Annotated in this window: 16 protein-coding genes; 9 read left to right on the forward strand and 7 right to left on the reverse strand. The window is 73.4% G+C overall.

The genetic code is table 11. The features are described from left to right. Positions 1-33 precede the first annotated feature (33 nt). The gene (locus K7472_RS01255; RefSeq protein ID WP_222973084.1) at positions 34-1,332 is read right to left on the reverse strand and encodes a glycoside hydrolase family 27 protein; all 1,299 of its coding nucleotides are present in this window, start codon (positions 1,330-1,332) and stop codon (positions 34-36) included. Between the two features lie 207 nt (positions 1,333-1,539). Further along, positions 1,540-3,039 (reverse strand): sugar porter family MFS transporter, encoded by a 1,500-nt coding sequence (locus tag K7472_RS01260; RefSeq protein ID WP_222973085.1) that lies wholly within the window; start codon positions 3,037-3,039, stop codon positions 1,540-1,542. A gap of 270 nt (positions 3,040-3,309) precedes the next feature. On the opposite strand from K7472_RS01260, the gene K7472_RS01265 reads away from it, so the two are divergent. The 5 genes from K7472_RS01265 (at position 3,310) to K7472_RS01285 (ending at position 7,797) form a co-directional block, all read left to right on the forward strand. Further along, a complete protein-coding gene (locus K7472_RS01265) occupies positions 3,310-4,188 on the forward strand; it encodes an SIS domain-containing protein (protein WP_222973537.1) in 879 nt (292 codons plus the stop codon). Next, entirely contained in the window at positions 4,185-5,240 is a 1,056-nt protein-coding gene (locus tag K7472_RS01270; protein WP_222973086.1) for an ROK family protein, read from the forward strand. Before K7472_RS01265 ends, K7472_RS01270 begins: the two co-directional genes overlap by 4 nt. A gap of 112 nt (positions 5,241-5,352) precedes the next feature. Next, positions 5,353-6,237: a class II fructose-bisphosphate aldolase gene (locus K7472_RS01275; protein ID WP_222973088.1), complete on the forward strand. Its 885-nt coding sequence runs from the start codon at positions 5,353-5,355 to the stop codon at positions 6,235-6,237. Next, positions 6,234-7,028, forward strand: a complete 795-nt coding sequence (locus tag K7472_RS01280) for a DeoR/GlpR family DNA-binding transcription regulator (RefSeq protein ID WP_222973089.1) — start codon at positions 6,234-6,236, stop codon at positions 7,026-7,028. Before K7472_RS01275 ends, K7472_RS01280 begins: the two co-directional genes overlap by 4 nt. Before the next feature lie 130 nt (positions 7,029-7,158). After that, complete coding sequence (locus K7472_RS01285) at positions 7,159-7,797, forward strand: phosphotransferase-like protein (protein ID WP_222973090.1); 639 nt, start codon at positions 7,159-7,161, stop codon at positions 7,795-7,797. Here the strand turns inward: K7472_RS01285 and K7472_RS01290 are convergent. Both K7472_RS01290 and K7472_RS01295 read right to left on the reverse strand, forming a co-directional pair. Then, a complete protein-coding gene (locus K7472_RS01290; RefSeq protein WP_222973091.1) occupies positions 7,733-8,365 on the reverse strand; it encodes a flavin reductase family protein in 633 nt (210 codons plus the stop codon). The genes K7472_RS01285 and K7472_RS01290 overlap by 65 nt on opposite strands. Positions 8,366-8,503: 138 nt before the next feature. Next, entirely contained in the window at positions 8,504-9,991 is a 1,488-nt protein-coding gene (locus tag K7472_RS01295) for an MFS transporter (RefSeq protein ID WP_222973093.1), read from the reverse strand. Between the two features lie 138 nt (positions 9,992-10,129). Here K7472_RS01295 and K7472_RS01300 point away from each other — a divergent pair, with 138 nt between their 5' ends. After that, the gene (locus tag K7472_RS01300; protein WP_222973095.1) at positions 10,130-10,576 is read left to right on the forward strand and encodes a MarR family winged helix-turn-helix transcriptional regulator; all 447 of its coding nucleotides are present in this window, start codon (positions 10,130-10,132) and stop codon (positions 10,574-10,576) included. Positions 10,577-10,749: 173 nt separating this feature from the next. Here the strand turns inward: K7472_RS01300 and K7472_RS01305 are convergent, their stop codons facing one another. The 3 genes from K7472_RS01305 to sigJ form a co-directional block, all read right to left on the reverse strand. After that, positions 10,750-11,193, reverse strand: coding sequence for a hypothetical protein (locus K7472_RS01305; RefSeq protein ID WP_222973098.1), 444 nt, complete (start codon positions 11,191-11,193; stop codon positions 10,750-10,752). A gap of 318 nt (positions 11,194-11,511) precedes the next feature. Further along, positions 11,512-12,579 carry an NAD(P)/FAD-dependent oxidoreductase gene (locus K7472_RS01310; protein WP_222973100.1) on the reverse strand — a complete coding sequence of 356 codons (1,068 nt, stop codon included), beginning with the start codon at positions 12,577-12,579 and terminating at the stop codon, positions 11,512-11,514. An 82-nt stretch (positions 12,580-12,661) separates the two neighbouring features. Continuing rightward, on the reverse strand, positions 12,662-13,552 hold the full coding sequence (gene sigJ / locus K7472_RS01315; RefSeq protein WP_308013712.1) for an RNA polymerase sigma factor SigJ: 891 nt from the start codon (positions 13,550-13,552) through the stop codon (positions 12,662-12,664). A gap of 223 nt (positions 13,553-13,775) precedes the next feature. Here sigJ and K7472_RS01320 point away from each other — a divergent pair, with 223 nt between their 5' ends. From K7472_RS01320 to K7472_RS32375, 3 genes are all read left to right on the forward strand, one after another. Then, a complete protein-coding gene (locus K7472_RS01320; RefSeq protein WP_222973103.1) occupies positions 13,776-14,627 on the forward strand; it encodes a PP2C family protein-serine/threonine phosphatase in 852 nt (283 codons plus the stop codon). A 124-nt stretch (positions 14,628-14,751) separates the two neighbouring features. Next, the gene (locus K7472_RS01325; protein WP_222973104.1) at positions 14,752-15,750 is read left to right on the forward strand and encodes an MASE1 domain-containing protein; all 999 of its coding nucleotides are present in this window, start codon (positions 14,752-14,754) and stop codon (positions 15,748-15,750) included. A 108-nt stretch (positions 15,751-15,858) separates the two neighbouring features. Beyond that, the gene (locus tag K7472_RS32375; RefSeq protein WP_308013713.1) at positions 15,859-17,241 is read left to right on the forward strand and encodes a phosphodiester glycosidase family protein; all 1,383 of its coding nucleotides are present in this window, start codon (positions 15,859-15,861) and stop codon (positions 17,239-17,241) included. The last annotated feature ends 162 nt before the right edge of the window (positions 17,242-17,403 follow it).

The following is a 17,403-nucleotide window of genomic DNA, read 5'->3' on the forward strand; positions in this document are numbered from 1 at the left end:
CGGAAGGGACGGGCGCCGTGCTGCGCCGTGGGGTCAGCCCGTGGTGTGGACGCGGTACATCACGGTGCCGTGCGCGGGCACCGTCGCCGACACCGACGAGGTGAACGGGGTGGTGGTCTTGCTGATCAGGTCCTTGGCGGCGAGCTTCGCACCGGCGGGGTAGCCCAGCTCCTGGCTGCCGATGGTGAAGGTCTGCTGCTTGGCGCTCTTGTTGAGGAAGACCACCGCCTTGTCGCCGCCTGCCAGCGGCTTGACCAGGACGTCGTACGTGGCGTCGCTGTAGACCTGGTGGCCCTGCACGCCCGCCGGGTCCTGGTCGACGGCGATCACGTCGGCGTTGCCCAGGATCGCCAGCGCCGAGGGGCTGAGCTTGGTCAGGTCGGTGCTGCTGATCAGCGGCGCCGCCATCTCGGCCCACAGCACCACCTGCGACTGGGTCTCGTCGGCGGTCAGGCCCGAGTCACCGGCGAGCAGGAAGTCCGGGTCGTTCCAGTGACCGGGGCCCGAGTAGGCGCCCAGCGGCACGTTGTAGCCGTAGTTGGCCATGATGCTGGACCACTTGTCGTTGTCCTGGCCCAGCGCGATGTCCCAGCCCTCGCGCCACAGGTTGCCGTACTTCGGCGTCCACTGGAGGATCTTGTACCAGTCGGGGGTGCCCTGGAAGTACGCGGGCGCCGACTCCGAGAAGACGATCTTGCGGCCGCTGTCCAGCAGCGCCTGGCTCATCTTCTGGTATTCCTCGCGGTACGTCTCCTCGTCCGACTGGCCCTGCACGCTGGGCACGTTGCAGCCGTCGAGCTTGAGGTAGTCCACGCCCCAGGAGGCGAAGCGCTTGGCGTCGGCGGTCTCGTGGCCCCAACTGCCCGGGTAGCCGCCGCAGGTCTCGGTGCCCGCGTCCTCGTAGATGCCGAACTTCAGTCCCATCTTGTGCAGTTGGCTGCCGACGTAGGCCATGCCGTCGGGGAACTTGGTGGAGTCGCCCACCAGGTTGCCGTTGCGGTCGCGGCTCTTGGCCATCCAGCAGTCGTCGATGGTGACGGTGTTGTAGCCCTTCTTCGCGAGTCCCGTGCTGACCAGTGCCTTGGCCTGGTCGAGGATGAGCTGCTCGGAGATGTTGCACTGGTAGTACGACCAGTCGTTCCAGCCCATCGGCGGGGTGAGCGCCAGGCCGTTGTAGGCGGGGGAGGTGTTGCCCGCCTTCGGCGGCGCGGTGTGGGCGGCGGGCGTGGCCGGGGCGGCCTGGGCGGGCAGCGCCGCGGTGAGCGCGAGCCCGCCGACGGCCAGGGTGGTGGTGATCGCGTGGGCGAGGCGCTTGCGGGACGGGTGTATCAACGTGTCGACCTCACTCGGCTCAGGGCCGGACCGGGAGCCGGCCGCTGGGGGATACCGGACTGTGCGGTGGTGCGGACGTGCGGTGGTGCGGTCGGGCGGTGACGCGGTGGTACGGGTGTCGCGTGTTACGTGGTGCGGTCGGGCGGTCCTGGGGCGGGCGCCCGGGCGGGGCGCTCGCGGTCGGGGGGGCGAGGGTCGGGGAGCGGGTCAGGCGGAGCGGTCGTCCGGGCCCGGGCCCGCGTCGTGGACGGGCTGGGCCAGCGCGGGGGAGTCGAGGAGCGAACGCGGCTCGCGCACCCCGGAGGCCGGGGCGGAGTGCGGGTCGGGCCAGTGGCCGTTGTTCTGCCAGTAGGCGCGGATCTCCTCCAGCTGGCGGCCCTTGGTCTCCGGCGCCATCACGGCGATGAACGAGATCGCGAGCAGCGCCAGCACCGCGAACCCGCCGAACGTCCAGGACGCGCCGACGTGCGCCAGCAGCGAGGGGAAGAACTGGGCGACCAGCAGGTTGGCCACCAGGTCGGCGGCGAGCATCACCGAGGCGCCCAGCGACCGCAGCTGCGCCGGGAACGCCTCGCTCGCGTAGACCCAGATCAGCGAGCCGAAGCCGAAGTTGAACGCGGCGGTGAACAGGGTGATGGCGGCGAAGCCGACCCAGGTGCCGCCGCCGTGCACGGCGCCGGTGCCGAACACCGCGCTGAGCACGACGAGGGTGACGAGCATCGAGCCGATGCCGCTGAGCAGCACGACGCGGCGGCCGAAGCGGTCGACGATGAACAGCGCGGAGATCGTGGCGACCAGGGAGACCAGCTCGACCAGCGAGGGCAGGAAGAAGTTCTGCCCGCTGCCGGTGAAGCCCATGGTCTGGAAGATCTCCGGGCTGTAGTAGGTGACCGCGTTGATGCCGGTGATCTGGCAGAAGAAGCCCATGCCGATGACGAAGACCGTGGCCCTGGCGAACGGCTTGCGCACCAACTGCGCCAGCGTTCCCCCGTTGCGGCGCTCGGCGCGCAGCTCGCGGTCGATCGCCGCGGTCTCGGCGACCGGGTCGACGTCCGGGTCGGTGTCCGCCATCACCCGGGCCGCCTCGTCGAGGCGGCCCTTGAGGATGTACCAGCGCGGGGTGTCGGGCAGCCGCAGCAGCGGGATCACCACCAGCGCCGCCGGGACCGCGGACAGGCCGAGCATCAGCCGCCAGTGACCGCCGCCCGACAGGCCCCAGTTGACGAAGTAGGTGATGGTGATGCCCGCGACGCAGGCCACCTGGTACGTGGCGACGGCGGCGCCGCGGATGCGGGCCGGGGTCGACTCGGCGATGAACAGCGGTGCCGCCACGATCGACACACCGATCGCCACTCCGAGCAGGAAGCGGAACGCGTAGAGCACCCCGATGCCGGGCGACAGGGCCGACAGCGCGACGAAGACCGCGTAGCAGGCGGCGACCAGCACCATGGTCATCCGGCGGCCGATCGCGTCGGCGAGCCGTCCCGCGGCGAGCGCGCCGAGGATCGAGCCCAACACCAGGATGCTGTTGACCAGGCCCTTCTGCCCGGAGTTGAGGTGGAAGTCGCGGGCGAGGAAGACCAGCGCACCGGAGATGCTCCCGGTGTCGTACCCGTAGATCACCCCGACCACGGCACCGGTGAACGCGATCCGGTGGCCTGTGCCGAAGCGGCGCCGCGCGGGGGGTGCGGCGGTCTGTGACGCCATGGTGCGGTCCTTAGAACAAGGCAAGCGGCTGATTGATTGTGCGAGTGTCGCGACCGTTTCGCTCAACTGTCAACAGTCACGGGCGCCTCTGTGGTGCCGAATAAAATACATGAACCACGAAAAATAGGGCGTATTGACGACGCGGTGCTGTCGTACCGGCCGAAACAAGGTGCACAATGCTGATGCGAGTACCGCACTTCACGTCATGAGGCGTCATCCACGCGTCCGTGACAGCCGACGACAGGGGAGCCCGTGAGCCAGCTCGAATTCATGGCCCAGGAGATCGAGTCCCAGCCGGAGACCTGGCGCGCCGCCGCCCGCCTCGCCACCGCCGCCGACTGCCCGCTGCCCGCGCCCGGCCTCAAGGTCGCGGTCGTCGGCTGCGGGACCTCCTGGTTCATGGCGCAGTCCTACGCCGCCCTGCGCGAGGCCGCGGGACTGGGCGTCACCGACGCGTTCGCCGCCTCCGAGGCACCGCTGGCCGACCGGGGCTACGACGCGGTGGTCGCCATCACCCGCTCGGGCACCACCACCGAGGTGCTGCGGCTGCTGACCGAGGTACGCGGCCGGGTCCGCACCGTCGCCGTGGTCGGCGACCCGGACACCCCGGTCCGGGAGAGCGCCGACGAGGTGATCGCGCTGCCGTTCGCCGACGAGCGCTCCGTCGTCCAGACCCGCTTCGCCACCACCGCCCTCACCCTGCTCCGTGCCCACCTCGGCCAGGACGTCGAGTCCGCGGTGGCCGACGCGCGGGCCGCGCTGGGGCAGCCGGTCGCCCAGGAGTGGATCGACGCCGAGCAGTTCACGTTCCTCGGCCGCGGCTGGACCTACGGGCTCGCCAACGAGGCCGCGCTGAAGATGCGCGAGGCGTCGCAGAGCTGGACCGAGTCCTACCCGGCCATGGAGTACCGGCACGGGCCGATCGCCATCGCCGCGCCGGGCCGGGTCACCTGGATGTTCGGCGACGCGCCGGAGGGGCTGGCCGAGCAGGTCACCGCCACCGGGGCGGCCTTCGTCGACCACCCGCTGGAGCCGCTGGCCGACCTCGTCCTGCTCCAGCGCGTCGCCCTGGAACGGGCCAGGGCCCGGGGTCTCGACCCGGACGCCCCGCGCAACCTCACCCGTTCCGTCATCCTCGCCCCGCGGTGACCAGGGGTCCCGAGGACGCCGAGCACCCCGAGTACACGGAGGGCTCCGATGGCCTCGATGACGTCGTCGTCGCCTGCGACATCGGCGGCACCGCCATCAAGGCCGGTCTGGTCGACACGCGCGGATTCGTCCGCCACGACCACGGCGTGCCCACGCCGTTCGTGGCGGGCGACGGCGCGGCCACGGCGGACGCGGTGCTGGCCGAGGTGGTCCGCACCACCGCGCGGCTGCGCGAGGCGGCCGCCGAGCGGGGCGGCCGGGTCGTCGCGCTCGGCGTGATCGTGCCGGGCCTGGTGGACGCGGAAGCGGGCCTCGCCAGGTACTCGGAGAACCTCGGCTGGCGCGACGTGCCGTTCGTGCGCAGGCTGACCAAGGCGACAGGGCTCCCGGTCGGCTTCGACCACGACGTACGGGCGGCGGGCGCCGCGGAACAGCGGCTCGGCGCGGCCCGCGGCAGGCGCGACGTGGCCTTCGTGCCGATCGGCACCGGCATCTCCGCCTCCCTCGTGCTCGACGGCCGCCCCTACGCGGGCGGCGGCTGGGCCGGGGAGATCGGCCACCTGGACGCCGGCAGCGGACTGCCCTGCCCCTGCGGCGGCACCGGCTGCCTGGAGACCGTCGCCTCCGCCTCGGCCATCCGCCGCCGCTACGAGGAGCGCACCGGGCGCGCGGTCTCCGGTGCGGTCGACGTGGCGGCCCGGCTGGAGCGGGGCGACCCCGACGCACGAGTCGTCTGGGACGCGGCGATCGACGCGCTGGCCGTCTCCCTGACCGGGCTCGCCGCGGTCGTCGCACCCGAACTGGTGCTGATCGGCGGCGGGTTGTCGGGCGCGGGCGACGCGTTGCTCGCACCGCTGCGCCGGGCACTGGACGCCCGCCTGACCCTGCAACGCCGCCCCGAACTGCGCCTGGCCGGGCTCGGCGACCGGGCCGGGCTGCTGGGCGCCGCGCTGCTGGCGTGGGAACGCGTCGGCGTACGGGTCGCGGAGCCGGGACCGCCCGCCTCCCGGCCCGCCGTCCACCGGTCGCACGCCGCGGACCCGGCCACGTAATCGCCGGTCCCGCACGTGCGGGACCGCCGACCGCGCGGTCCCGCACCAAGCTCGCCCCCTCCGAGGCCCCCGCCGTCCGCCCCCCCGCCTTCGTTCCCGACCGGAGACCGCCATGACCCTCGTCCCCACCTCGTCCATCGTCGAGTCCGCGCGGCGCCGGGGCGCCGGCGCCGCCGCGTTCAACGTCATCCACCTGGAGACCGCCGAGGCGCTGGTCACCGCGGCGGAACGCACCGGGCTGCCGGTGATCCTCCAGATCAGCGAGAACTGCGTGCGCTACCACGGCTCGCTCGCCCCGATCACCCGTGCCACCCTCGCGCTCGCCGAGGCGTCGCCCGCGCGACTGTCCGTCCACCTCGACCACATCACCGACCCGGACCTGATCTGTGAGGGGGTGGCCGCCGGAGTCCGCTCGGTCATGGTCGACGCCTCCGGGCTGCCGTACCAGGAGAACGTGGCGCTGACCGCCGAGTTGACCGCCTGGTGCCACGAGCGCGACGTCTTCGTCGAGGCCGAACTCGGCGAGGTGGGCGGCAAGGACGGGGTGCACGCCCCCGGCGCGCGCACCGACCCGGCCGAGGCCGCCGCGTTCGTGGCGGCCACCGGCGTGGACGCGCTGGCGGTGGCGGTCGGCTCCTCGCACGCGATGGTGGAGCGCACCGCCGAGCTGGACAAGACGCTCATCGCCGAACTGCGCGCCAAGGTGCCCGTACCGCTGGTGCTGCACGGTTCCTCCGGGGTGCCGGACGAGGAACTGCTGCGCGCGGTCGCCGCGGGCCTGACGAAGATCAACATCTCCACGCATCTGGTCTCGGTCTTCACCGCCCGGGTACGCGAGAAGCTCGGCGCGGACGCGGGCCTGGTGGACTCGCGCAAGTACCTGCGGCCGGCCCGGGACGCGGTGGCCGAGGAGGCGGGCCGGCTGCTGCGGCTGCTCGGCCGACCGGGTGGCGACGCCGACTGCTACGGTTCACGCGACCCGGGAGATGGACGATGACGCGACACGAGCGGCTCAACGCCCTGCTCGAACTGCTGGCCGAGCGCGGCCAGGTGCAGGTGGACGAGGCCGCCGAGGCACTGGAGGTCTCCGCCGCCACCGTGCGGCGCGACATGGACGCGCTCGCCGAGCAGCGCCTGCTGACCCGCACCCGGGGCGGCGCCGTCCTCAGCTCCGTCGCGTACGACCTGCCGGTGCGCTACCGCGCCGCGCACCGCCCGGAGGAGAAGCGGCACATCGCCGAGGCGGCCAGCGCGCTGGTCAGCCGGGGCAGCGTGATCGGCCTGACCGGCGGCACCACCACCACCGAGATCGCCCGCACCCTCGCCGCCCGCCCCGACCTGGACGAGACGGGACCCCGGCCCAACCTCACGGTGGTCACCAACGCCCTGAACATCGCCTACGAGTTGTCGGTGCGGCCGACCGTCAAGATCGTGCTGACCGGCGGTGTCGCGCACAGCCGCAGCTTCGAACTGGTCGGCCCCTACAGCGACCTGGTGCTGAGCCGGATCACCATGGACGTCGCGTTCATCGGCGTCAACGGCGTCGACCCGGTGGTCGGCGCGACGGTGCACGACGAGGCCGAGGCGCGGGTCAACCGGCTGATGGCGGAGCGGGCGGGCCGCGCGATCCTGGTCGCCGACTCCTCCAAGATCGGCACGCGCGCGTTCGCCACGATAGGCGGGCCCGAACTGTTCGACACCCTCATCACGGACCCGGCGCTGCCCTCCGACTCCCGCAAGGCGTTCGAGGAGGCGGGCTGGCGGGTGGCCACGGCACCGCAGGAGTGAGGCGGGCGACGAGGGCCGGGAGCGGTCGCGTACCCCGCGGGTGAGGCGCGAGGAAGCGGGCTCATAATGGGCGCCCGATCCTCCGCCGCGATCCCGGGAGGATCCTCCGCCGCGACCCCCGGGAGCACCGATGACCGCGCCCGCATTCCCCGCCGAGTACGACGAACGGCCCGCCGAGGCGCCGCGCGGCCGGGTCGTCCTCCTCAACGGCACGTCCAGCTCCGGCAAGTCGAGCATCGCCGCGGAACTGCTGCGGGTGCTGGACGGCCCCTGGTTCCACGTCCCCCTCGACGCCTTCCACCGCATGCGCAGCGATCGCGACATCGCCCCGGAGGACCTCCAGGCCGAGATCGACCGCACCGCCCGGGGCTTCCACCGCGCCGCGGCCGGCATGGCCGCGGCGGGCAACAACATCGTGGTGGACCACGTGCTCACCCGGCGCTGGCGGCTGCTGGAATGCCTGGAGCTGTTCACCGCCCGGGACGTGACGCTGGTCGGCGTGCGCTGTCCGCTGCCCGAGCTGGAGCGCCGTGAACGCGAGCGCGGTGACCGGGGGAGCGTGGCGGCCCGTCAGTTCCCGCTGGTCCACGCGCACGGTGTCTACGACATCGAGTGCGACACCAGCATCGCCGACCCGGCCGCGTGCGCCCGCGCGATCGCGGAGTTCCTGCCGGTCCGGCCGCTGCCCACCGCGTTCCAGCGGCTCAGGCGGGAGTACGCAGTGGGGGCATCCGCCATCCCCCGGCCAGCCGCGACGGGCGGACGTTGACGCCCGCGCCGAAGAACTCGCAGAACTTCATGATCAGCGGGTCCCAGGCGACCGGGTCCACGTGGTGGGTGCCCGGCACGATCAGCTCCTCCTCGACGTGGGTGCGCACCACCTCGACCTGGAAGGCGGTCGCGTTCACCTCCGGCCCCGCGACCTCGTGGGACGCGACCAGGCGGCCCTCCATCTGGATCGGGCACTCCAGCGCGCGCGGCGGGGCGACCAGCTCCGACGGCTGCTCGGTGAGGCCCGCCGTACCGAACTTGTCCGGCTCGAACCGGTAGCCCTGCGCCCGCTTGCGGTCGGAGAACTCCGGCTCGCCGGTGGTCAGCGCGATGCGGTCGACGGCGTCGGCCATCGCGGCGGACGGCAGGTTGAGCACGCACTCGCCCTCGCGCAGCAGGTTGCGGGTGGTGCGGCTGGCGCTGCCCATGCCGAGCATCGCGTACGGGCCGAGCCACCAGGCGGACGACATCGGGGCGAGGTTGGCGGTGCCGTCCTCGTTGCGGGTGCTGATCAGGACGACGGGGGTGCCGAAGTAGAGGACCTTGACTCCGGGAACCTGGTGCATGCTGCCGCCTTTCGCGGAACGTGAGGAAGGGCCGGGACCGGCACGCCGTGAGCGGCGTACTGGTCCCGACCCTTTCCGATCACGCTCCCGCGCGCTGGCGGCCATCGGACGTCGCGTCCGTGACGGCCCCGCGCCCGGTCAGACCGCGGCGCCCGTCTCGCTCACCGGCTGCGCGGTCTGCTCGGCGACCGGCTCGGTGCGCGGCCCGTGGATCCGGCGCAGGCCCAGCCCGGCGACCGCGGAGACCAGCAGCAGGGCCACGCCCGCGATGACGAACGTGAGGGTGAACTGGCTCTCCGCGGGCAGCGCGGGCGCGCCCGGCGGCAGGTGCGCGATGGTCTTGGACGCCAGCACCGTGGTGATGGTCGCGCTGCCGATGGCGCTGCCGGTCGAGCGGGAGATCGAGTTGATGCCGTTGGCGATGCCGGTCTGGTGGTGCGGGACGCTGGCCACGATGACGGCGGGCATCGCCGCGTAACCGAAGCTGATCGCCGCGCCCACCAGCATCGCGCCGACGACGACCGACGCGCTGTGCTTGTGGTCCAGCGCGATCCAGCCGAAGCCCGCGGTCCCGGTGACCGAGGCGAGCGCCAGCACCAGGCGCGGACCGTGGTGGCGCACCAGCTGGCCGCCGATGGGCGCGGCGAGCAGCGAGACGATGGTGCCCGGCAGCAGGTACTCGACGGAGGCCCGCAGCACGCTGGCGTCGAACCCGTACCCGGCGATCCCCGACGGCATCTGCACCAGGTACGAGACGCCGATGAACAGGGCGAACGAGCCGAAGCCGACCAGCAGACCGGCCAGGTTGGAGAAGAGCACCGGGCGGTGGACGAACATGCCCATGTCCACCAGGGGTTCGCGCACCCGCTTCTCCACCACGACCCACACGAGCGCCATCACGACCGCGGCGGTGAAGCAGCCCAGCGTGCGCGCCGAGGACCAGCCCCAGTCGTGGCCCTGGGTGATCGGCAGCAGCAGGAGCACCAGCGCGGCGGCGAGGGTGAGCGCGCCCAGCACGTCGGTGCGACCGCCGGTGGTCTGACGGGTCGCCGGCACGAGGAAGACCACGGCCAGCAGCGCGAGCACCGCGAGACCGGTGGCCAGCCAGAACGCGCTGCGGTAGTCGGGGTGGCTGCCGGAGGTCAGCAGACCGGTGGAGACCAGGGCCAGACCGCTGCCGAAGGCGAGCGTGCCGCTGACCATGGCCATCGCGCCGGGCAGCTTGGCGGGCTTGATCTCCTCACGCAGCACGGACAGCGCGAGCGGGAAGATCGCGGTGGCCGCGCCCTGGAGCACCCGGCCGACGATCAGCCACAGCAACGAGTGGGTGACGGCGGCCAGCACCGATCCGGCCACCATCACGACGAGCACGGCGACCAGGGTGCGCTTCTTGCCGTGCTGGTCGCCGAAGCGCCCGAGCAGCGGGGTGAAGACCGCGGCGGACAGCAGGGTGGCGGTCGTCACCCAGCTGGTGTTGGCGGTCGTGGCGTGCAGGTCGGTCTGGATGAGTCCCAGGATCGGGATGACCAGCGTCTGCATCATCGACACGACCATGGCGGCCAGGCTCAGGGCGAAGACGACGGCCGTCTCGCTCCGCGGTGCCCGAAGGGAAGGGGTGTTGCTCATGGCGGTGGGTGTCCTCGATTTACTTCACAACATGGATGCTTAAAGGCATCAAGTATTTGGTCGTGACTCTAGCCCGGGATACTTGAGGTGGTCAAGTTAATGATTGAGGACCTCAAGCTCTTCAGTAGACTCGCGGGCATGACCGCCCCGACCGACCCGGCGCCCTCCGCCGTCAAGAGCCGTCTGCTCGATCTGATGGTCGCCCTCGGCACCGCGCACTGGCAGGACTACGCGGCCACAGCCGCGCAGCACGGGCTCACCTCGGTGCAGGCCAGACTGCTGGCGCAGGTGACCGCTCCGGTGCCGATGCGCGGTCTGGCCGAACAGCTCGGGTGCGACGCCTCCAACGTCACCGGTATCGTCGACCGGCTCCAGGCGCGCGGGCTCGTGGTGCGGGAGAGCGACGAGCGGGACCGCCGGGTCAAGAACGTGGTCGCCACCGACGAGGGGCTGGCCACCATCCAGCGCATCCGCGCCGAGATGCAGGCCACCCACACCGCCCTCGACGCGCTGACCGAGGACGAGCGGGTCACGTTGTACGCGCTGCTGGAACGGCTGCGTCCTGGGCTGGAGAACCGCGACTGAGGCATGGCCGTGCCCGCACCCGGGGAAGGATGCGGGCACGAAAGGAACGGGCACCGGACGCGGGGAGGGGGTGCGTCCGGTGCCCTTGCGGTTGTTCCGAACCGGTACCAAGGTCAACGACCGTCAGGTCGTCAGGTCACGGTTCGCCGTCCGTGGTTCGGACGTTCGTCGGTTCAGACGTTCGTCCGGCGACGACGGCTCGCCAGCAGCACGCCACCGGCGGCGGCGGCGATCAGGCCAGCGCCCGCCGCGGTCTCGACGGTGCTGCCGTTCACCACGGAACCGCCCAGGCCGGTGTGCGGACCACCGTGGGGACGGTGGTGGCCGTGGTGGTGCTTGTGGCAGTCGTCGCCGCCGTGCTTCCAGTTGTTGTCGCCGGAGTGGTCGCCCTGGCCGTGGTCCATGCCGCCCTGACCCTGGTCCATGCCGCCCTGGTCCATGCCCGAGTCCTCCGACTGACCCTGGTCCCAGCCGCCGTCGTGGCCACAGTCCCAGGTGACCGCGCCGGTGCGCGCCGAGTCGCCGGACAGCGAGGCGGCGGAAGCGGTGGGCAGGGCCATGAACAGGGCCGTGGTCGCGATCGAGGCGACGGCGAGGGTGTTGCGCATACCGCGCATGGTTTCTACCTCCTGTGCGGACGGCGCGACGGCGGGGAGATCGACCCCGCAAGGGGACGGCGCGCTGCCCGTAACAGGAACATAAATGTCGCATAATCAGACAAAAAGCGGGGCTAGGCCGAAGGGGGCGGTGATCGGCTCACATTCACCGGGTTGGCTCCCGCCGGCACCGGACGGGCCCTCAATTCCCTTGTCCCGTAAGCCCTCTGCACCCCGGCCCGACGCCCCCTCAGACCCCCTTCCACCGTCCCCGGCCGTTCCCCGGCCCTCCTTCAGCCCCCTCCGGCTTGCCCGTCGGCCACCGCTCCCGGCGCGGGATCAGCGCAGGCTCGCCCGCACGCCCATGACGATCCCCGCCTTGGCCAGCCGCCCGGCCGTGCCCGTGAACACCCGCGGCCGCATGGAGTCGTCCGGGCCCACGATCTGCAACAGACCGTCATGCCGCCCCAGGCTCAGGCACTGCGCCACGTACCGGTAGGAGAACGGCCCCGAGTCGCCGTGCAGCAGCCGCTTGCCCATGTACTGGCCCATCGGCAGCGCGGTCGCGCAGCCCATCCGCAACGTGCCCACCCCCGGCACGGTCACCGACGCGGCGTCACCGATCGCGTGGACCTCGGGATGCGAGACCGAACGCAGGTACTCGTCGACCACCACCTGGCCCTGTCCGGTCACCGTCAGACCCGACTCGGCCGCCAGCGGATGGGGCGTCATGGAGGCGGCCCACACCACGACATCGGCGGCCAGCGGCCCGGCCTCGGTCTCAAGTCCCGCCGGACCGACCGCGGTGACCCGGGTGTGCTCGTGACGCCGCACCCCCAGGCGGTCCAGCGCCCGCAGCACGTGCCGCCGCCCCGGGTCCGAGAGCCAGCCGCCGACCTCACCGCTCGCCAGCAGCTCCACCCGCAGGTCCGGATGCGCCTCGGCCAGCTCGGCCGCCAGCTCGCTACCGGTCGGGCCGCCGCCCACGACCGCCACCGTGCCGTGCGCCGGGGCCGCGGCGATCCTGCGGCGCACCTCCTCGGCCCGCGCCACGTCCAGCGCGTGTTCCCGCGCGCCCGGCACGTCCTGCCACGCGGTGCGGCTGCCCAGCGCGTACACCAGGGTGTCGTACGCGACCGCGTCCCCGGTGTCGGTGAAGACCTTGCCCGCCGTCAGGTCCAGCCTGGTCACGGCGGCCTGAAGGTGCGTCACGCTCCGTCCCCGCAGCAGTTCCGCCAGGGCGGGGCGGTGCTCGCGGAGGCCCGCCGCCGTCTCGTGCCCGCGCACCCGGTGCAGGAATCGCGACTCCGGCGCGATCAGCGTGACGTCCCTGCCCCTGCCCGCACGGGTGGCCGCGGCGATCCCCGCGTAGCCCGCGCCCAGCACCACGATCCGTGTTCCGGTCATGTCGCCCTCCTGATGTCCCGGCTCGCGCCGCACTGTCGGAAGGGGGACGGGACGGCCCGCCGGGATGTGACAGTGAGCCGCGTCACACCAGGTGGCGGAGCTTCTCCGGGTTGACGACCGCGTACGCCTCGGTGATCCGGCCGCCGACGACCGTGAACCCCACCACGCCGCCGACCACGCCGGGGGAGGGGTACCAGATCAGGCCCGGCTCGCCGTTGACCAGGCCGAAGCCCATGGTGCCGGGGGCCGTGCCGCGCAGTTCCCTGGCCAGCAGTCCGGCCACCAGACGGGCGACCCGGTCGGCGCCCAGGACCGGGCGGACGCCCGCGCTGACCACGCCACCACCGTCGGAGTGCCAGACCACGTCCGGGTCGAGCACCGCGAGCAGCCCGCCCAGATCGCCCCGCGAGGCGGCGGCCGCGAAGGCGCTCACCACCTGCCGGTGCTCGGCCGGGTCGAGCGGTTCACCGCGGTGGCCGCCGTCACGTACCCGGCGCCGGGCCCGCGAGGCGAGCTGCCGGGCCGCCTGCGGGGACCGCTCCAGGGCCACGCCGACCTCGTCGAAGCCCACCGCGAACAGGTCGTGCAGCACGAACGCCACCCGCTCGGCGGGGGTGAGCTGCTCCATGACCGCCAGCATCGCCAGCGACACCGACTCACCGGTCTCCGCGCGGGCGGCGGGCGAGTCCGCGTCGTCCACCAGCGGCTCCGGCAGCCACTCGCCGTAGTACGCCTCGCGACGGCTGCGCGCCGAGCCCAGCGCGTCGTAGCACAGTCGGGTCACCACGGTGGTCAGGAAGGCGCGGGCGTCCGACACCGCCGACCGGTCGGCGCCCTGCCAGCGCAGCCACGCCTCCTGGAGGACGTCCTCGGCGTCGCTGACCGAGCCCATCAGCCGGTACGCCACCGACCCCAGATAGCGCCGGTGCGACTCGAAGACGTCCACAGCGGCGGTCCGCTCGGCATCGCTCACCCGGTCACCGTAGCGTGGCGCCCCGCACGCACGGTGGCCGGGAGCCCGGGCGCCCGTGGGGCGGCGGGCCCGGCCGGGGCGAAATAGCATGGTCGCCGAGGCATCCCCGAAGGCCCGGGTCCGTCACGGCCCGCGTGCCGGGGCCGGACGGGAGACCACGAAGGGCGGACGCCGTACGGGTGCCTCCGTGCGGCGGAGACCCTGATCCAGTGCGGAGCGGTCCATGACATGGCGTCGTCCCACGCGGTCGGCGAGCGCAGACGACCTGCTGGCCAAGCTCGGGCGGCTCACCGCCCAGGCGCGCGACCGCGCGGAGATGCACCGTGCCCGGGTCGAACTGGCCGAGGCGCTGCAACGCGAGATGCTGCCGAGCGCCCTGCCTGCCCTGCCGGGACTGCGCACCGCCGCCGGATACCAGCCCGCCCGCGACGGCCTGGACATCGGCGGCGACTGGTACGACGGCTTCCGGCTGCCGGACGGGACGCTGGGCTTCTCCATCGGCGACGCCCAGGGGCACGACGTGGAGGCCGCCGCGTTCATGGGCCAGGTGCGCATCGCGCTGCGGGCGCTCGCCGGAGCCGTCGCCGACCCGGGAGAAGTGCTCAGCCGCCTCAACGACCTGCTGTTCTCCATGGACACCGACCTCTTCGCCACCTGCACCTTCCTGCGCTACGACCCCGGCACCCGGGTACTGGCCAGCACCCGGGCCGGTCACATCCCCACCGTCTTCGCCACCGCGGGCGGCGGCTGCCTGGTCGACGACGGCGACTGCGGCATCCCGCTCGGCATCCTGCCGGGACAGCACTACCCGGTGGCCCGGCAACGGTTGTCGGGCACGGGAGCGGTCGTCCTCGTCACGGACGGCGTGGTCGAGGGCCCCTCGTTCGCCCTGGACGACGGACTGCGCGAAGTGGCCCGAGTGGCGGTCTCCGGAGCCGCCGATCCGCCGGAGCGGCTGGCCGCCCGGGTCCTCGGGGTCTCCACGCACACCGGGCACGCCGACGACGCGGCCGTCCTCGTCCTGCGGCACGGCGGACCGGCGGACGGAACCCGGCGGCTGCGGACGGGCGGCTGACGGGACGGCCGGCTGCCGGCGGGCGCCCGCACGCCAGAGCCACCCCGGCGCATCCCCCACGCGAGGGCCGCCCCGGCGCCTCACCGGCGATGCCGGTCCCGTCCCGGTGCCCGATGCTGAGGGGGTGGGCAGACCTGAGATCCGGCGCGGCGCGGTCGCGCTCGCGCGGGTGCTCGCCGTCGCGGCCGTCTACTACGGGGCCGGACGGCTCGGTCTGCTGCGCCAGGTGGTCCTGGACGGGACCCGGGTCACCCCGCTGTGGCCGCCCACCGGGATCGCGGTCGTCAGCCTGCTCTTCCTGGGCCCGGCCGTCTGGCCCGGCGTGGCGCTGGGCACGCTGGCGGTCACCGCCTCGCTCTCCCCGCTGGACCTGGCCGACGTCGGCGTCATCGTCGGCAACACCCTGGCCCCGGTCTGCGCCTACCTGCTGCTGCGCTGGGTGGGGTTCCGCACCGAACTGGACCGGCTGTGGGACGGCGTCGCGCTCGTCTTCCTCGGCGCGCTCGCGCCCATGACCGTCAGCGCCACCCTGGGCACCGTGTCGCTGCTGCTCAACGGCGCCCTGCCGAGCAGCGGCTACGGGGCCGCGTGGTCGGCCTGGTGGGCCGGGGACGCCATGGGGGTGCTGGTGGTCGCACCGGTGCTGCTGGTCCTCGCCAGGGCACGGATGCCCCGTGAGGTGCCGGTGAGCCGCTGGGCCGAGGCCGCCGCGCTCGCCGTGTGCGCCGTCGTGGTGATCCTGGTCGCCACCCACAGCTCGCTGGCGCTGCTCTTCCTGCCCTTCCCGGTGCTGATCTGGGCGGCCCTGCGCTTCCAGCTGCCCGGCGCGGCCCCCTGCACGCTGCTGCTGTCGGTGGCCGCGATCGTCGCCGCCACCGACCACACCGGCCCCTTCGACCACCACGGCCTGGCCGCGACCATGGTCAACCTCCAGGCCCTCAACGGCTCCGCGGCGCTCACCGGCCTGCTGCTGTCGGCCATCGTCACCGAGCAGAACGCGGTGCGCCGCCGCATCGAAGAGGCGTGCCAGGAACTCGCCGAGGTGGTCGACCGCCTGGCTCCCGGCACCGCCACCCCGCGCATTCCCCCGGTCGGCGCAGACCGGCGCCGCCGCGGCTCGTGACGGCGGCCGAATCGCCTGATTGGCGGGTGTCGGGCCGGTCGACATGTGGATAAACACCTTCAGGCCCGAAAACGGCGGCCGTCCCTCCCGGTAGCGCCTGGGGTGAACGTGGCACGACGTGCGTACCGATACCGTTGCCGCGCCCGGACGGCGCTGGTGCTCGCCACCGGCCTGCTGCTGGCCGCCGGCGGCACCGCCCGGGCCATCGACGACGATTCACTGCGGTACACCGACGGCTTCCAGGTGGCGCCCGGCGTGCGCTACCGCGAGTTCACCGTGCACGCCGTGCAGGGCGACGTCCACGGCCACCTGCTCGTCGCCGACCTGACCGACCGCGCGGTCTCCGCCGACCTGCTGCGCTCCCGCCGCCCCGGCGAACCGCTCACCGTCTCCTCCATGGCCGACGGACGCGGCGCGGTCGCCGGGATCAACGGCGACTTCTTCGACGTGGACGAGAGCCAGCACCCGGGCGTGGCCGCCACCGACTCCGCGGTCGGCCCCGCGATCTCCGCGGGCGTCGGGCTGAAGGCGGCCGTACCGCGCAGGCAGCGCTTCGGCCCCGCGCTGCCGCCCGGCACCTCCGTGGACGACGTGCTCGGCGTCGACCGCTACGGCGTCGCCCGCATCGACCGCCTCACCGTGACCGGTCGCGTCGGCACCCCGCACGGCAGCGTGCCGGTGGCGGGCCTCAACCAGTACGCCCTGCCGGAGAACGGCGTCGGCGTCTACACCCCGCAGTGGGGCAGCGCCTCACGGCTGCGCGCGGTGTGCGGCTCCGACCACCGCCGCGCCGCGTCGTGCAGCACGGCCACCCGCGAGGTGACCGTGCGCGGCGGACGGGTCACCGCCGTACGGACGACGCCGGGCGGCGGACCCGTCGCGCCGGGGACGCTCGTGCTGGTCGGCCGGGAAGCCGGGGCGCGCGCCCTGGCCGGGCTGCGGCCCGGCGACCGGGTCCGGGTCACGGACGCGCTGAGCGAGGCCGACGAACAACCGCCCGCCCCCGACGACCTCGTTCCCGTGAGCTACGAGACCCGGACCGCGGTGCGGGCGGCGTCCCCCACCCCGTTGAGCGACACGCTGCGCGGCCTCAACGACGAGGTGGCGGCCGACCTGCGCCGTCAGGCCCAGGAGGCGCTCTTCCCTCCGCTGCGCTTCGCGGTCGGCGGCTTCCCGGTGCTGCGGCACGGACAGGCGCTCGACGGCCTCGACGAGCAGGACGACGCGCTGCGCGCCTCCGCGGGCTACGGGCCCGGTGGTCACCGGCTGTACCTGATGGCGCTCGACGGCGGCGACTCCTGCGGGGTGACGCTGCGCCAGCTCGCCGAGATCATGTCCGACCTCGGCGCGGTCGACGCGGTCAACGTGGACGGCGGCGGTTCGGCGACCCTCGTCGCCCGCGAGCCCGGCGACGACCGGGTGAGCGTGCTGAACCACCCGTCGGACGGCAGCGAGCGCCAGGTGGCTTACGGCATCGGCCTGTTCGGCTGAGGAGCGGGAGCGGCGGAGGGGAGGACCGACGATGGACGGCGATACACCCTCGCCACGCAGGCGCCGCGGTGCCGCGGGCCGCCGTCGGCAGTCCGTACCGGGCCGCGTGGGTCCGCGTCCCCGCCCGCGCCGCGTTCACCCGATCGGACCCCCCAACCCGGA

The organism is Streptantibioticus parmotrematis, assembly GCF_019890615.1.
GTDB lineage: Bacteria > Actinomycetota > Actinomycetes > Streptomycetales > Streptomycetaceae > Streptantibioticus_D > Streptantibioticus_D parmotrematis.

Bases quoted from the DNA above. Each gene is read 5' to 3' on its own strand.
- K7472_RS01280 (WP_222973089.1), top strand. From the start codon at position 6,234: ATGACGCGACACGAGCGGCTCAACGCCCTGCTCGAACTGCTGGCCGAG.
- K7472_RS01275 (WP_222973088.1), top strand. From the start codon at position 5,353: ATGACCCTCGTCCCCACCTCGTCCATCGTCGAGTCCGCGCGGCGCCGG.
- K7472_RS01295 (WP_222973093.1), bottom strand. From the start codon at position 9,991: ATGAGCAACACCCCTTCCCTTCGGGCACCGCGGAGCGAGACGGCCGTC.
- K7472_RS01290 (WP_222973091.1), bottom strand. From the start codon at position 8,365: ATGCACCAGGTTCCCGGAGTCAAGGTCCTCTACTTCGGCACCCCCGTC.
- K7472_RS01260 (WP_222973085.1), bottom strand. From the start codon at position 3,039: ATGGCGTCACAGACCGCCGCACCCCCCGCGCGGCGCCGCTTCGGCACA.
- K7472_RS01310 (WP_222973100.1), bottom strand. From the start codon at position 12,579: ATGACCGGAACACGGATCGTGGTGCTGGGCGCGGGCTACGCGGGGATC.
- K7472_RS01305 (WP_222973098.1), bottom strand. From the start codon at position 11,193: ATGCGCGGTATGCGCAACACCCTCGCCGTCGCCTCGATCGCGACCACG.
- K7472_RS01300 (WP_222973095.1), top strand. From the start codon at position 10,130: ATGACCGCCCCGACCGACCCGGCGCCCTCCGCCGTCAAGAGCCGTCTG.
- K7472_RS01320 (WP_222973103.1), top strand. From the start codon at position 13,776: ATGACATGGCGTCGTCCCACGCGGTCGGCGAGCGCAGACGACCTGCTG.
- K7472_RS01265 (WP_222973537.1), top strand. From the start codon at position 3,310: ATGGCCCAGGAGATCGAGTCCCAGCCGGAGACCTGGCGCGCCGCCGCC.
- K7472_RS01285 (WP_222973090.1), top strand. From the start codon at position 7,159: ATGACCGCGCCCGCATTCCCCGCCGAGTACGACGAACGGCCCGCCGAG.